Raw genomic sequence first — 13,671 nt, forward strand, 5'->3', positions numbered from 1 at the left:
GGCACCGCGATCACGCCCATGTAGTACGTGTGGCCGCCGACGCTGCCGGCGCTGAAGACCAAGAAGTACGTGGCGAGCCAGGTCCCCCACAGCACGAACCCGGCGCGCAGCCGGTCGGTGCGCGGCCGGCCCCGGCGCCACAGCAGACCGCAGACGGCGGAGACGGCCGCGAACGGGTAGAACCAGCCGGTCTGGGAGGCGAGCGAGGTGCCGAACATCTTCGACCAGCCGTTCTGACCGCCGCCGAACCCGCCGGCGGTCCGGTGCTCGGCGTCCGCGCGGACGTCCGCCGAGCCGCGGGTCGTCCGCGCGCCGCGTGCGCTCTGGGCACCGCCTGCGCTCTGGGCACCGCCTGCGCTCTGGGCGACCTTGGCGCTCTGCGCGCCGGCCGAGCCGAGGGCGCCGGCGGCGCGGTGGCGGATCCCGGCCGACTCCGCGTCACCCTCGCGCGCGGGCCCCCCACCGTGACCCGCTCCCACGCCCTGGGTCGCGCTCACGCTGCCCGTGGAGGCCGCGCTGATGCCGAGCGAGGCGAAGCGGTTCAGGAAGTTGTACCCGACGACCATGCTGAACGCGGAGTTGTTGGTGGTGCCGTCCACGTAGGGCCGGTCGCCCGCCGGGGTGAGCGTGACGGCGAGCATCCAGGACGCCGACACGGCGGTCGTCACCAGCGCCGAGACGCCGAGGTGGACCAGCCGCCGGCGCCGGGTGAGCGGAGCCGAGATCACGTGGACGAGCGCGAGGGCGGGCAGCACGGCCCACGCCTCCAGCATCTTGGCCTGGAAGCCCAGGCCGACCCATACCCCCGCCAGCACCAGAGGACGCAGTCGGCCGTAGCGGGCGGCACGCTGGGTGGCCTCGGCGGCGAGCAGCAGGCACAGGGTGAAGGCGGGGTCCTCGACGGCGCTGCGGAACAGACCGACCGTCACCGGGGTGACCAGGAAGGCCGCGCCGGCGATCAGCGCGGCGTTCGTGCCGGCCCAGTGGCGCACCACGCGGTACAGCACCAGCAGGCTGGCCATCCCCTCCAGGACCTGGGGAAGGATCAGAGCCCACGGATGGAAGCCGAAGAGCCGGGCGGAAAGCGCCTGCGGCCACAGGAATCCCGGCAGTTTGTCGAGCGTGATGGAATTCCCGGGGTCGAAAGAGCCGTAGAAGAAGGCCTTCCAGCTCTCCGTCATGCTGCGGGCCGCGTCGGCGTAGAACGTGTGGTACTGGCTGTGCCCGATGCCCCAGGAGTAGAGCACGGCGGCGAGCCCGGTGAGGACCAGCAGCGCCAGGCGGGCGTACGCCGGCTCGCCCATCGGCTCTCGCCAGGACGGGCGGCAGTCGGTTCCGGCGGGGACGGTCGCGTCGAGGACGTTCGTGGCCATGCGCAGCAGTTTTCGTCACCGAGCCCGCCCGCCGGCGCCGCGGCGGCCCCCTTCAAGGAAACTCTCACCCCGTCGAGGGAAGTTCTTTGATCGCACGAGATTGAATTTGCGTGCGTGAAGCACGCCCATTACCTGCGGCAGGTCTGCGCCGTGCACAGGAATCCGACGGCTGCCGCACAGCTTTCCCCCGGGTGGACAGGGCGCCGGCAGAACCACCCCAACGCGTCTGTCTGGAACAGCGGTTGACGGGGCAACCGCACGGGAGGAAGGAGGGCCGTCGCGATGACGACTTCCGTGAGGCGCCTGCCCGGCTGGGCCAAGGCGGTGGCCGCGCTCGTGCTGGTGCTCGCCGTGCTGTTCGCCGGGATCCGGCTGACCGTACTGCCGGGCATCAGGGACCTGTTCGGCACCCAGACGCACGACCGCTCCGGCCCCGCACTGCTGAAGTCCCTCCAGGACATGAGCCGGTACGACGCCGCCTCGGGTACGTTCCAGGTCGTCGTGGACCTGGAGAAGGACTCCAGGTACCTGCCCGACGCGATCCGCGGCACCCGCACCCTGTACGTCGGCGCGGGCACCGTGGACGCCTACGTCGACCTCGGACAGGTCGGCGAGAGGGACGTGTCGGTCAACGGCGACCGCACCTTTGCCGCGCTCAGGCTGCCGCACGCCCGGCTGGGCAGGCCCGCACTCGACCCCGACCACTCCTACGCCGTCTCCAAGCAGCGCGGTCTGCTGGACCGGATCGGTGACCTGTTCTCGGACAACCCCGGCAGCGAGCAGGCCGTCCAGAAGCTGGCCGTGCGGCACATCGGCGACGCGGCGCGCGGCAGCGGGCTGACCGCGCGCGCCGAGACCAACACCACCGGCATGCTCCAGGGGCTGCTGCGCTCCCTGGGGTTCAAGCAGGTGCGCATCTCCTACGGCTCCTGACCCGGGGCCGTCAGCCGCCCAGCACCCCCGGCAGGGCCAGCGCGCCCAGCAGGGTGGCGCCCACCAGCAGCCAGGCCACGTAGTCGCCGACGTGCCCGGACTGCAGGCGCCGCAGCGGCGAGGCCCAGTCGGGGGCGGCCACCCAGCGCGGGCGGGTCACGGCGAGGGCGGCGAGGGCCACGGCGAGGGCGGCGGAGACGACGTCGAGCAGGACGCCGTGCAGCGTCCATCCGGCGGAGGCGTGGGCACCGCCCGAGCCGGCCTCGTTGACCGAGCGCGCCACCAGGTCCCCGAATCCCGGGACCGCGCCGACGGCGAGGGAGCCGGCGAGCAGCACCGCGGGCACCGTCCTCATGGTGTCCGGAATCCGGCGCAGCAGCCCCGGCGTCTCCGGCTCCTCGTCGGAGCCGCCGGTCTCGTACTCGGCGTCCTTCGGGCGCGGCCCGAGTCCGCGGAACACCCGGGCGGTGACCCGCAGGACGGCCCCGGCGGTGATCGCGGAGGCGGCCACGTACACCACGGAGAGCGGGCCGCCGACGGCCTCCTCGCTGACCGCCTTGCCGAGCCCGGTGCCGAACGGCGGCAGGCCCGCGAGGGCGAGGCCGCCGACGGCGAACATCACCGCCGTCCCGCGCAGCTCGCGCCCCCTGCCGTGCAGCGCGTGCTCGTCGACGCTGCCGAACCGGTCCAGCACCACGCCCGCGCAGGCGAACAGCGCGGCCTTCACCCCGGCGTGCCCGAGGATGTACAGGGCCGCTCCGTCGTCGCCCTCGGGGGTGAGCACGCCGACGGCGACGAGGAACAGGCCGGTGTGGGAGACCGTGGAGTAGGCGAGCAGTCGTTTGACGTGCCGCTGGTACCAGCACATCACGGAGCCGATCACGGCGGTGAGGACGCCGAGCGAGACCAGCGCCCGGGTCAGATCGGCGGCCGGGATGCCGCCGGGGCCGGCGAAGACGGTGCCGTACACCCGCCAGACGCCGTACACGCCGAGCTCGACCATCACTCCGGACAGCAGCATGCACACCGGGGTGGGGGCCACGGCGTGGGCGTCGGGGAGCCAGAAGTGGAAGGGCACGGCGGCCGCCTTCACCAGCAGTCCGGTCAGCACCAGCACGAAGGAGGCGAGGACCAGCGGGTCCGGCCCGCCGTGCCCGGCCGCGCCGTCGAGCCCCCGGCCGATCTTGACCATGGCCAGCTCGCCGGTGCGGGCGTACAGCAGGGCGATGCCCATCAGCAGGGCGTAGGCGCCGAGCGAGTTGAGGACACCGAAGGTCAGCGCGCCCTGCACGGCCTTCGCCTCGTCGATGCGGTAGCCGGTCAGCGCGTAGGCCACCACGCTCATCAGCTCGAAGAAGACGAACGCGTTGAACAGGTCGCCGGCGAGGGCGAACCCGCACATGGCGCCCTGGAAGACCAGCATCAGCGCGGGGAAGGAGCCGGCGTGCCCGATCGGGGGTTCGTCGAAGTAGCGCCAGGAGTACGCCAGCGCCGAGAGGCTCACCAGCGACGCGAGCGCGGCCATGCCGAGCGAGGGGCCGTCCCCGATCACCTCGATGCCGACGCTCTCGCCGCCGACAGGGACCCAGGCGCCGACCCACTCGACCATCGGCGGCGAGGAGTCGAGCAGCAGGACGACGGCCAGCGCGGCGGTTGCGCCGGAGACGACGAGGCCGGTCACCTCGGCGACGGGCCGGGGCAGACGGCGGCCGGTGCCGATCAGCACGGCGGCCCCGAGCAGCGGCACCGCGACGACGAGCGGGAGCAGATGGTGCATCAGCCGCGCAGCTCCCGCAGCTCGTCGGGGTCGACGGTGCCGTGCCGCTTGGCGATCTGGAGCACCAGGGCGAGCAGCAGCGCGGTGACGGTGGCGCCGACGACGATGTCGGTGAGGGTGAGGGCCTGCACCACGGGGTCCACCACCGGCCGTGAGCCGGGCTCGATGTCGGAGAAGACGGGCGCGGTCCCGCCGGAGCGGTAGCCGACCGACAGCAGCAGGACGTAGGTGGCGGACTGGCACACCGCGAGACAGCCGACGGCGTGGATCAGATTGCGGCTGGTGGCCAGGCCGTAGCAGCCGGCCAGGAAGACGTAGGCGGCGATCAGGTACGGCAGCACGTGCATCACGGCGTTCTCACCTCTCGTCCTCCTCCTCGATCTCGACGGCCTGCTCCAGGAAGGTGGCGAGCAGCACGACCACCGCGCTCGCCACCTCCATGCCGACGGCCGCGTTCAGCAGCGGGACGGCGCCGCCGGAGGACAGCGTGTTGAAGGTGCCGTACGGCATCAGCGTGTTGGCGAGGAACGCCGTGCCGGCCAGGACGCCGGCCAGGCCCAGCACGAGGTAGGCGCAGACAAGGACCGCGTCGGAGATCTCGAAGACCGCGATCGGCCGGACGCGTTCCAGCGCGCGGTAGTCGGCGCCGAGGTACAGCAGGTGCAGCGCGGTCGCGGCGACCACGCCGCCCTGGAAGCCGCCGCCGGGGCTGAGCTGGCCGTGGGCGATGACGTACAGCCCCGTGACCAGGGCGACGGGCAGCACGACGAGCGCGTAGCGGCGGACCGGCCGGGCCACCTCGGCGGGTTCGGGCTCGGCCCGGTGCTCGTCGCGGGCCTGGCGCAGCAGCACCACGCAGCCGAGGACGGCGGCGAACAGGATGCCCATCTCGCCGAGGGTGTCGTAGGCGCGCTGGTCGAAGTTGACGGAGGCGACGGTGTTGGCGGTGTGCCGGGCCAGGGAGGCGCGCACGGACCGGGTGCCGTAGGGGTGCGAGCGGCCGCCGAAGTCCGGCAGGCCGAGGCAGGCGGCGACCAGCAGGGCGGCCAGACCCGCACCGCCCACGGCGAGCACCCACATCCGCAGCCGCCTGCTCACCGCGCACCGTCCTTGGACCGGCCGCGCCGTCTGACCCTGCGGACCGACAGCATGATCAGCAGCGGGGTCAGGGCGGACCCCACGGCCAGCTGCGACAGGCCCACGTCCGGGGCCTGGAGCACGGTGAACAGCACGGCCAGCAGGGTCCCGAGCACGGAGAGCACCAGCGCCTGGCGGGCCGGTTCGCGCTGGGCCACGGCCGCGGTGGCAAAGGCGGCGACCAGCAGCAGAGCCACGACGATCACCGCGTCGGACATGGAGCACCTCCGCGGAGGCCACCCCGGATCCCTCCGCTCGTGCGCCGGCCGCGTCGCATCCGGCCCGACGGCGTGTCAGCCACCGCGCACCCCCCGGAAGCCGCCGGCCATCGCCCGGGAGGCGACCAGGTTGCCGCCGATCAGCAGCGCCCCGATCACCAGGAGCTTCACCATCGCCCGGCCCGGTCCGGTGGCCACGCACAGCGCGACCACGGTCGCCGCGCCGAGGCCGGCCGCCGCGTAGGTCAGCCCCCAGGCGCTCGCCTGTCGCACCTCCGGATCGTCGGAGAGCAGCCGGGCGAACACCAGGGTGCCGACCGGGCCGAGCAGGGCCAGCAGCAGGGCGAGGTCGACATAGGCCGGTCTGCCGTACCCCTGCGAGAGCAGCAGCAGCGTGGGGCACAGCACCGAGGTGGTCAGGTTCTGTGCCACCACTCGGCGGGCCATCGGGCCGGTGGTCACGCCCCACAGGGCGGCGGTCCCTCCCCCGGCCGGCACCACGGTCGCCGCGAGGATCCATCCGTTCACCGGCACGTCACCGCCCGCCGGCCGGCCCGGGCCAGCAGTGCCCCCGCGGCGGCTGCACAGCCGCCGAGGGCCCATTCCAGGGGGTGGACCGACGTGATCAGCACCAGCCACAGCACCGTCAGCGCGGCCCAGTACGCCAGCAGTTCACCTAGGGCGAGAAGGACCGTACGCGGTGCCGTGCGCCGGGTCATCCCTCACCACCTCGGTCCGGTCTGCTCAGGTCTGCGGCAGTGTGCCCGCTTCGCCGCTTGGGGCATCCAAGCACCGCGGCCCCCTCGTGGGGCGGCGGCGCGCGGGTCCGCCGAAGGAGTGCCCCGGGAGCGTGAACGAAAACCGCCGGCGTGCTCCCGGCGCCGCTCCAAGCGCGGCATCCCGTCCGGTTCGGCGGGTAACCGCGGTGAGAGGCATGGACGTTGACCACGGGAGGACGCATGGGCCGGACCGCCTCACGACTGCCCGCGGTGCTGCGCGCACCCCGAAGGCGGGAGCAGCCGAAGAAGGCCGGGCGGCGCGCCGGGCGCCACGCGCGGCCGCTGCCCCTGCGGCTGCTGGCGATGCTGGCCGCCTTCGCGTTCATGGTGGCGTTCGCCGTCGCGCTGGCCCGGATCACGCTGGAGCCGTCTCCGGCGTCGGCCGCGCTGACGCACAGCAATCTGCATCCCGGCCGCTCGCTGAAGGCCTATGTCGAGCAGGCGCAGTGGCGGGACGCGGTCAAGCAGCTCGGCGGGAACGTGCTCCTCGGCGTGCCCTTCGGGGTGCTGGTGCCGGTCCTCGCGCCCCGCGCCCGCGGGGTGCTCCGGGTGCTGGCGCTCACCGCCCTGGTGATGCTCATGGTGGAGCTGGTCCAGGGCGCACTGGTCACCGGGCGGGCCTTCGACATCGACGACGTCATCCTCAACACCACGGGCGCGCTTGCCGGTTGGCTGCTGCTCGGGCGTCGGCTCGGGCGCGGGGTGCACCGGCGCCTGACGGACACGGCGACCGACTGATCGTCATGCTCCGGTCTGTACCAAGGTATTGACGCCCCCTTATCTCACTCCTTAAATCAAGAGGCGTCACTCCTCGCGTCACGAGGCGTCTCACCCCCCACACCGAACGGAGAGCCATGGCTTCACCACGCCTGCTCCGCAGATGTCTGCCGGCGGCCCTGTCCGCCGCGCTGATCGGCTCCGCCGTCGCGGGCCCGGCGCACGCCGGCTCCGCCGCCCCGGCGGCCGCGACCGTCACCACGTTCTCGGACACCTTCGACGGGCCCGCCGGCGCCGCCGCCGACCCCTCGAAGTGGAACATGGAGACCGGCGACAACGTCAACAACCACGAGCGCGAGTACTACACCTCGGGCACCCACAACGCGGCGCTGGACGGCCAGGGCCACCTGGTGATCACGGCCCGCAAGGAGAACCCGGCCGGCTACCAGTGCTGGTACGGCAGCTGCCAGTACACCTCGGCCCGCCTGAACACGTCCGGCAAGTTCAACGCGCAGTACGGCCATGTCGAGGCCCGCATGAAGATCCCGCGCGGGCAGGGCATGTGGCCCGCGTTCTGGATGCTCGGCACGCCGGTCAACTGGCCCGACTCGGGCGAGATCGACGTGATGGAGAACGTCGGTTTTGAACCCTCGACCGTGCACGGCACCATCCACGGCCCGGGCTACTCCGGCTCGGGCGGCATCGGCGCGGCCTACACGCTGCCGGGCGGGCAGGCCTTCGCGGACGCCTTCCACACCTTCGCCGTCGACTGGGCGCCCGACTCGATCACCTGGTCGGTGGACGGCAACGTCTACGAGCGGCGCACGCCCGCCGACCTGGGCGGGAAGACCTGGGTGTTCAACAACAAGCCGTTCTTCCTGATCCTCAACCTCGCGGTCGGCGGCTACTGGCCCGGCGACCCGGACGGCTCCACCCCGTTCCCGGCGCAGCTGGTGGTGGACTCGGTGTCGGTGACCACGAGCGACAGCGCGCCCGGCGCCGCGATCCGGGGGCTCGCGGGCAAGTGCGCGGACGTCGCCGGTGCGAACCCGGCGAACGGCACCCCGGTCCAGCTCTACGACTGCAACGGCACCGCCGCGCAGTCCTGGACCGTCGGCTCCGACGGCACGCTCCGGGCGCTCGGCAAGTGCCTGGACGTGACGGACAACGGCACGGCGGACGGCTCGACCGTCCAGCTGTGGGACTGCACCGGCGGCCCCAACCAGAAGTGGACCGTCACCGGCGCGCACGACATCGTCAATCCGCAGGCGAACAAGTGCCTCGACGTGACCGGGAACAACTCGGCCAACGGCACGCGCCTGCAGATCTGGACGTGCACGGGCGGCGCCAACCAGAAGTGGACGGTCGGCTAGACCGGCTCAGTGGAGGGTCCAGGTGTACTTGCCCCCGCCCACCCACCGGACCACGTCGGGGTCGTCGAGGTCGTGGATGGTGATGCCGTGGGCGGCGGCGGCCTCCAGCACGTCGGTGACGGTCCGGGCCTCACCGATCACCTGACCGTCGATCTCCACGACCCGGAAGGGCGCCTGGCCCGGCCTTCCCGGGCACACCCCGTGCACCAGGACCCGCGGATGGGAGATATGGGGGGCTGCTTGTTCGGTCATGCAATTCAGCCTAGGACGGAACCCGCGCCGAGGAGGCATTGAGGGGCGCGGTTTCCAGGAGATGGAGCCGGTCCGCGGGCCCCTGCGCGGCATGCCGCCGTCCACGGTCCCACGGGGCACCGGTGACGCAGGAGGCGTCCGGGCTCGCGAGGCAGGCGATCACAGCAGCGGCCTCGCGGGCGTCGCCGGGCCGCCCGAGCGGCACGCCGGGCGGTGCTCGGCGTGCACGTCGGTCTCCTCCCGGCCGGTCCCCGGGGTCGCGATCCCGGCCGGCGCGACCACGTTCACGGTGCTGCCGTACTCGGCCGGCAACAGGGCCACCACCTGGTGAGGAGCCCGAGGCCGCCCCGGGCCGCGAGGTCGTCGGCGCCCGCGCCGCGCCACCGCACATCGCTGCTGCCCGCGCCGCCGCGGAGCGCCTGCGGCACCCTTGGTTCACATGGAGCCCGTCACCGCCCTCGAGCGGATCGCCTTCTTGCTGGAGCGGGCGCTCGCGCCCACCTACCGGGTGAAGGCCTTTCGCACGGCCGCGCGCACCCTGGCCGCGCTGCCCGAGGGGGAGATCGCCGGGCGCGCGGCGGCGGGGACGCTGGAGTCGCTCAAGGGGGTCGGGCCCAGGACGGCTCAGGTGGTGCGCGAGGCGCTGGCCGGAGAGGTGCCCGGGTACCTGCGCAGACTGGAGGAGGAGGCCGGTGCGGCACCCGCCTCGGGTCCCGGGTCGACGCTGCGGGCGCTGCTGCGCGGGGACTGCCACACCCACTCGGACTGGTCCGACGGCGGCAGCCCGATCGAGGAGATGGGGCGGGCGGCGGCCGGCCTGGGCCACGAGTGGACCGCGCTCACCGATCATTCCCCGCGGCTGACCGTGGCCCGGGGGCTGTCGCCGGCGCGGCTGCGGGAGCAGCTGGCGGTGGTGGCGGAACTGAACGCGCGGTGGGCGCCGTTCCGGCTGCTCACCGGGATCGAGTGCGACATCCTGGACGACGGCTCGCTGGACCAGGAGCCCGAGCTGCTGGAGCGGCTCGACGTGGTCGTGGTGTCCGTGCACTCCAAGCTGCGCATGGACGCCCGCGCGATGACCCGCCGCATGGTGGCCGCCGTCCGCAGTCCGCACGCGGACGTGCTCGGGCACTGCACCGGCCGCCTGGTCACGGGCCGGGGCCGCCCGGAGTCGCAGTTCGACGCGGACGAGGTGTTCGCCGCCTGCGCCGAGTCCGGCACGGCCGTCGAGATCAACAGCCGCCCGGAACGGCTGGACCCGCCCCGGCGGCTGCTGCGCCGGGCCGTGGCGGCGGGGGTGCTGTTCGCCGTCGACACCGACGCGCACGCGCCGGGCCAGCTGGACTGGCAGATCCTGGGCTGCGCCCGCGCCGAGGAGTGCGGGGTCCCGGCCGGACGGGTGGTGACCGCCTGGTCGGCGCGGGAACTGCTGGACTGGACGCGGGAGGGCCGGGTGCCCGCACGCGTGGCGCAGTCCTGACATGGTGCGCGGTGGGATTCCCGGGCCGGCCTGGAGGAGGCCGGGCGGAGGCGGTCCACGCGGACCCGGCCTGGTCGATCGGCTCGACGGCAGCCCGCTCGCCCGAGATCACGGCGTGTGAGGCAGGTCACGGACAGCGATGGAACACCACGGCGAGGTTGCCCGTTGAACCAGCCGTGGGTGCGGACGGGACAGTGTCCCCGGGCCTCACCTTCTGCCCACAGGGACGATCGTTCGGCTGAAGCCCTGTGGAGCGTCTCGCCGAGAGGCGACCGCCGTCCGTGCCCACCACCTGAGCGCCCCGGCCGTGATTCCCCCGTCGCGGCCGGGGCTTTTCCCGTGTCCGCCGCTCCGGTCGGCCGGGCGACCGCTCCGGCGGCGGCCACCGCCGCGCGCCCCGGGGTCAACGACGGTGGCGGCCGCCCCGCACGCCCCCCGGCGTCGGCGAACTCCCGCAGATCCGCCGCGAGGCGTTCCGCGCGCGTCGCGAACGGGCCGCGGCCACGGTCCTCGGGCACCGTCCGTGCAGCCGGACGCCGTCGACGGGGCTCTCGCGGTAGGGCAGGGGGCCTCCTCCGCCACGGCTCGCCACCGGCGGGACGGGACGTCCGCCGTGCGGACGGTCCCGGCGGTGGCCGTGCCGCGTCGACCGTCGATCACCCGCCACGTCCCGCGCGTGTGTGTGCCGACGGCGCCCGGGTACCCGGCCGGTCGTCGAGAGCCCCGCCGTGCGGACGGAAGGAGCCGAAGGTGAGCAGCTCAGCGGGCAGCAGGGTGGTGGTCACGGGCGCCACCGGCAACGTCGGCACGAGCGTGGTGCGCCTGCTCTCGGAGGATCCCCTGGTCAAGTCGGTGCGGGGCCTGGCCCGGCGCACGCCGGGGTGGTCGCCGCCGAAGACCGAGTGGACCGCCGTCGACCTGGCCGCCGACGAGGCCAACCTCGCCGAGCGGTTCGAGGGCGCCGACGCGGTCGTGCATCTGGCCTGGGCGTTCCAGCCGACGCACGATCCGGCGGCCACCTGGCGGACCAACGTCCTCGGCGGTATCCGGGTGATCGAGGCGGTCGCCGCGGCCCGGGTGCCGGTGCTGGTGCACGCGTCGTCCGTCGGCGCGTACTCGCCGGGCCCCAAGGACCGCGCGGTGGACGAGTCCTGGCCGACGCACGGCTGGCCGGGCGCCGCGTACTGCCGGGAGAAGGCCTATCTGGAACGCACCCTGGACCTGTTCGAACGCGACCACCCCGAGGTGCGGGTCGTACGGATGCGGCCGGCGTTCCTGTTCAAGCGGGAGTCGGCGAGCGAGCAGCGCCGCATCTTCGGCGGGCGCTTCCTGCCCGGCCCGCTCGCCCGTCCGGAACTGCTGCCCTTCCTGCCGGACATCCCGGGCCTGCGCGTGCAGGCGCTGCACACCGACGACGCCGCCGAGGCCTACCGGCGCGCGGTGCACACGGACACCGCCCGGGGCGCCTTCAACCTGGCCGCCGAGCCGCCGCTGGACGCCCAGGTGCTCGCCGGGCTGCTCGGCGCGCGTCCGGTGCGGCTGCCGCGCACCGCGGCCCGGTCCGCCATCGCCGCCGCCTGGGGGCTGCGTCTGCTCCCGGCGTCCCCGCACCTGTTCGACGCGGTGCTGCGGCTGCCGCTGATGGACTGCACGCGGGCGCACACCGAACTGGGCTGGCAGCCGCGGCGGACGGCGATCGAGGTGGTCCAGGAGTTCCTGGACGGCCTGCAGCGGGGCGCCGGAATGGAGACCGAGCCGATGCGGGGACGCAAGGTCGACTGAGCGGCGAGGGAGGACGAGATGGCCGCACAGCGGGAACAGGAGCACGGCCACGGCAAGGGGCCGGTCCCGAGGGACCTGCCCGACCAGCAGGCCCGTGCGGACGACCCCTGGGACGCCGCCCCGGGGCCGGTCGACGACCCGCCCGAGGAGGACGAGGTGCCGGACACCGACGAGGCGGGCACCGGGCCGCGCGGCGCGCCCCGTTCGGGCACCGTCCACCCCGAACACCCGGCACCGGACGAGCCGTCGGGCTGAGGCGCCGACGTGACGGGCCGCGCGTCAGCGCGGGGCGCGCTCGCGCAGCGCCGCCCGCCAGGCGGGCAGCCGGTCCTCGGACTCCGGTGCGGGGCGCCGGCCGCCGCCCGCGAAGAAGTCGGCCAGCGGAAGGATCGCGGCGCCCACCGTCACGGCGTCGGGGCCCAGCCGCCCGAGTTCGATGGTGACTTTGTCGGCCGGGTGGCGCAGGGCGTACGTCGCCGCGTGCCGGCGGACGTCGGGCAGGAAGCGGCTGCCGAGCTGGAGTCCGGCCCAGCCGCCGACGATGATCCGTTCCGGCTGGAAGAGGTTGATCAGGTCGGACAGGCCGGCGCCCAGGTACTCGGCGGTCTCCTCCAGGACGCCCAGCGCGACCGGGTCGGCCGTGGCGCCGTCGGCGGGGTAGGCCGCGGCGAGCATGGCGGTGAGCGCGGTCTCCTCGTCGGCGTTCCGGGGCGGCCGGCCGCCCGCCTCGTGCCAGCGGGCGAGCAGCGACTCGGCGCCCGCGTAGGCCTCCAGGCAGCCGGAGGCACCGCAGCGGCAGCGGCGCCCGCGGACCCGCACCGTCAGATGACCCCACTCGACGGCGCGCCCGTGCTCCACCTCGGGGGTGACCAGGCAGGCGCCGACGCCGGAGCCGAACAGCACGACGACCGCGTTGCGGGCGCCGCGTCCCGCGCCGAACCACATCTCGGCCTGGCCCAGGGTCTTGGCGCCGTTGTCGATGAAGTACCGGACCGGGCCGGGAGGTTCGGGAGACTGGAGCAGCCGCTCCAGCGGGACCGCGTCCCAGCCGATGGTCTGCCCGTGCACGACGGCGCCCCGGTCGGCGGTGTGCTCGACGATGCCGGGCACGCCGACGCCGACGCCGAGCAGCCGCTCCGGCGCGGCGCCCTCGGCGGTGAGGACCTCGGCGACGCCGTCGCGGATGTGACCGACGATCACGTCGACGTCGTAGCCCTGGGGGGTCAGCGGGCGTTCGGTGCGGGCGAGTTCGGTGAGCGCCAGGTCGAACAGCTCCACCCGGACACGGGTTTCGCCGACGTCCACGCCGATCATCTGCCCGCTGTGCGGGGCGACCCGCAGCAGGGTGCGGGGCCGGCCGCCGTCGGAGTCGACGCTGCCGGCCTCCTCGACCAGGCCGTCGGCGATCAGGTCGGCGACCACGTTGCTCACCGAACCGGAGCTCAGGCCGGTGGCCGGGCCCAGCTCGAAGCGGCTGAGCGGGCCGTCGAAGTACAGCCGCTGCAGCACGGCCGTGCGGTTCCCCCGCCTCAGGTCACGTACCGTGCGACCGTTCCGCCCAGCCATCAGGCCCCCTTCACGAACCCTGTCCGACCTGCAACATACCCCTTCAAACGCAGGGACGCGATATTTTTCAAACCCTTATTTCATGTTATGAGCTAAGCGATACGGCCGCGCGGCCGGGCGCGTGCGCGGCCTCGTCAGGAGGTCCGGCCGCCGTGCGCGAGTCCAGCCACCGGTCCGAAGCAGGGCGCGGCGTCCGGGAGTTCGGCGCCCGCCCGCCGGGCCACGGGGTGACGGCGGCGCGCGGCGCCTGCCCGCTCGCCGTCCCCGCCACTCGGCGTCCTGAC

Annotated in this window: 15 protein-coding genes and 1 pseudogene; 6 read left to right on the forward strand and 10 right to left on the reverse strand. The window is 74.0% G+C overall.

The annotated features are described in order from the left end of the window. The coding region (locus tag ACLU3S_RS31150) for an ArnT family glycosyltransferase (protein WP_413955316.1) at positions 1–1,373 on the reverse strand (1,373 nt) is incomplete at its 3' end. Between the two features lie 282 nt (positions 1,374–1,655). Between ACLU3S_RS31150 and ACLU3S_RS31155 the strand changes: the two genes are divergently transcribed. Further along, positions 1,656–2,306 (forward strand): DUF4230 domain-containing protein, encoded by a 651-nt coding sequence (locus ACLU3S_RS31155; RefSeq protein WP_413955317.1) that lies wholly within the window; start codon positions 1,656–1,658, stop codon positions 2,304–2,306. A gap of 10 nt (positions 2,307–2,316) precedes the next feature. Here the strand turns inward: ACLU3S_RS31155 and ACLU3S_RS31160 are convergent, their stop codons facing one another. From ACLU3S_RS31160 to ACLU3S_RS31185, 6 genes are all read right to left on the reverse strand, one after another. Further along, positions 2,317–4,083, reverse strand: coding sequence for a complex I subunit 5 family protein (locus ACLU3S_RS31160; protein ID WP_413955318.1), 1,767 nt, complete (start codon positions 4,081–4,083; stop codon positions 2,317–2,319). After that, positions 4,083–4,430 carry a sodium:proton antiporter gene (locus tag ACLU3S_RS31165; protein WP_413955329.1) on the reverse strand — a complete coding sequence of 116 codons (348 nt, stop codon included), beginning with the start codon at positions 4,428–4,430 and terminating at the stop codon, positions 4,083–4,085. The genes ACLU3S_RS31160 and ACLU3S_RS31165 overlap by 1 nt, the downstream gene beginning before the upstream one ends. Positions 4,431–4,440: 10 nt before the next feature. Beyond that, positions 4,441–5,181: an MnhB domain-containing protein gene (locus ACLU3S_RS31170; RefSeq protein WP_413955319.1), complete on the reverse strand. Its 741-nt coding sequence runs from the start codon at positions 5,179–5,181 to the stop codon at positions 4,441–4,443. Further along, positions 5,178–5,438 carry a Na(+)/H(+) antiporter subunit B gene (locus ACLU3S_RS31175; RefSeq protein ID WP_413955320.1) on the reverse strand — a complete coding sequence of 87 codons (261 nt, stop codon included), beginning with the start codon at positions 5,436–5,438 and terminating at the stop codon, positions 5,178–5,180. The genes ACLU3S_RS31170 and ACLU3S_RS31175 overlap by 4 nt, the downstream gene beginning before the upstream one ends. 75 nt (positions 5,439–5,513) lie before the next feature. Continuing rightward, complete coding sequence (locus ACLU3S_RS31180) at positions 5,514–5,966, reverse strand: MrpF/PhaF family protein (protein WP_413955321.1); 453 nt, start codon at positions 5,964–5,966, stop codon at positions 5,514–5,516. Continuing rightward, positions 5,963–6,157, reverse strand: coding sequence for a hypothetical protein (locus ACLU3S_RS31185; RefSeq protein ID WP_413955322.1), 195 nt, complete (start codon positions 6,155–6,157; stop codon positions 5,963–5,965). Before ACLU3S_RS31185 ends, ACLU3S_RS31180 begins: the two co-directional genes overlap by 4 nt. A gap of 240 nt (positions 6,158–6,397) precedes the next feature. Between ACLU3S_RS31185 and ACLU3S_RS31190 the strand changes: the two genes are divergently transcribed. Next, on the forward strand, positions 6,398–6,955 hold the full coding sequence (locus tag ACLU3S_RS31190; RefSeq protein WP_413955323.1) for a VanZ family protein: 558 nt from the start codon (positions 6,398–6,400) through the stop codon (positions 6,953–6,955). Between the two features lie 116 nt (positions 6,956–7,071). Further along, complete coding sequence (locus ACLU3S_RS31195) at positions 7,072–8,307, forward strand: lectin (RefSeq protein ID WP_413955324.1); 1,236 nt, start codon at positions 7,072–7,074, stop codon at positions 8,305–8,307. A 6-nt stretch (positions 8,308–8,313) separates the two neighbouring features. Here ACLU3S_RS31195 and ACLU3S_RS31200 read toward each other — a convergent pair whose 3' ends face one another. Both ACLU3S_RS31200 and ACLU3S_RS31205 read right to left on the reverse strand, forming a co-directional pair. After that, positions 8,314–8,559 (reverse strand): hypothetical protein, encoded by a 246-nt coding sequence (locus tag ACLU3S_RS31200; RefSeq protein ID WP_413955330.1) that lies wholly within the window; start codon positions 8,557–8,559, stop codon positions 8,314–8,316. A gap of 63 nt (positions 8,560–8,622) precedes the next feature. Continuing rightward, positions 8,623–8,921: pseudogene (locus ACLU3S_RS31205) on the reverse strand (SDR family oxidoreductase); the annotation flags it as partial. A gap of 77 nt (positions 8,922–8,998) precedes the next feature. Between ACLU3S_RS31205 and ACLU3S_RS31210 the strand changes: the two are divergent. From ACLU3S_RS31210 to ACLU3S_RS31220, 3 genes are all read left to right on the forward strand, one after another. Next, the gene (locus ACLU3S_RS31210; RefSeq protein WP_413955325.1) at positions 8,999–10,039 is read left to right on the forward strand and encodes a PHP domain-containing protein; all 1,041 of its coding nucleotides are present in this window, start codon (positions 8,999–9,001) and stop codon (positions 10,037–10,039) included. Positions 10,040–10,789: 750 nt separating this feature from the next. Next, positions 10,790–11,821, forward strand: coding sequence for an SDR family oxidoreductase (locus ACLU3S_RS31215; RefSeq protein WP_413955326.1), 1,032 nt, complete (start codon positions 10,790–10,792; stop codon positions 11,819–11,821). A gap of 18 nt (positions 11,822–11,839) precedes the next feature. Then, positions 11,840–12,076 (forward strand): hypothetical protein, encoded by a 237-nt coding sequence (locus ACLU3S_RS31220; protein ID WP_413955327.1) that lies wholly within the window; start codon positions 11,840–11,842, stop codon positions 12,074–12,076. A gap of 24 nt (positions 12,077–12,100) precedes the next feature. Here ACLU3S_RS31220 and ACLU3S_RS31225 read toward each other — a convergent pair whose 3' ends face one another. Continuing rightward, complete coding sequence (locus ACLU3S_RS31225) at positions 12,101–13,387, reverse strand: ROK family protein (protein ID WP_413955328.1); 1,287 nt, start codon at positions 13,385–13,387, stop codon at positions 12,101–12,103. Positions 13,388–13,671 lie beyond the last annotated feature (284 nt).

The sequence above is a fragment of the Streptomyces sp. AF1A genome (assembly GCF_047340315.1).
In the GTDB taxonomy this organism is placed as follows: domain Bacteria; phylum Actinomycetota; class Actinomycetes; order Streptomycetales; family Streptomycetaceae; genus Streptomyces.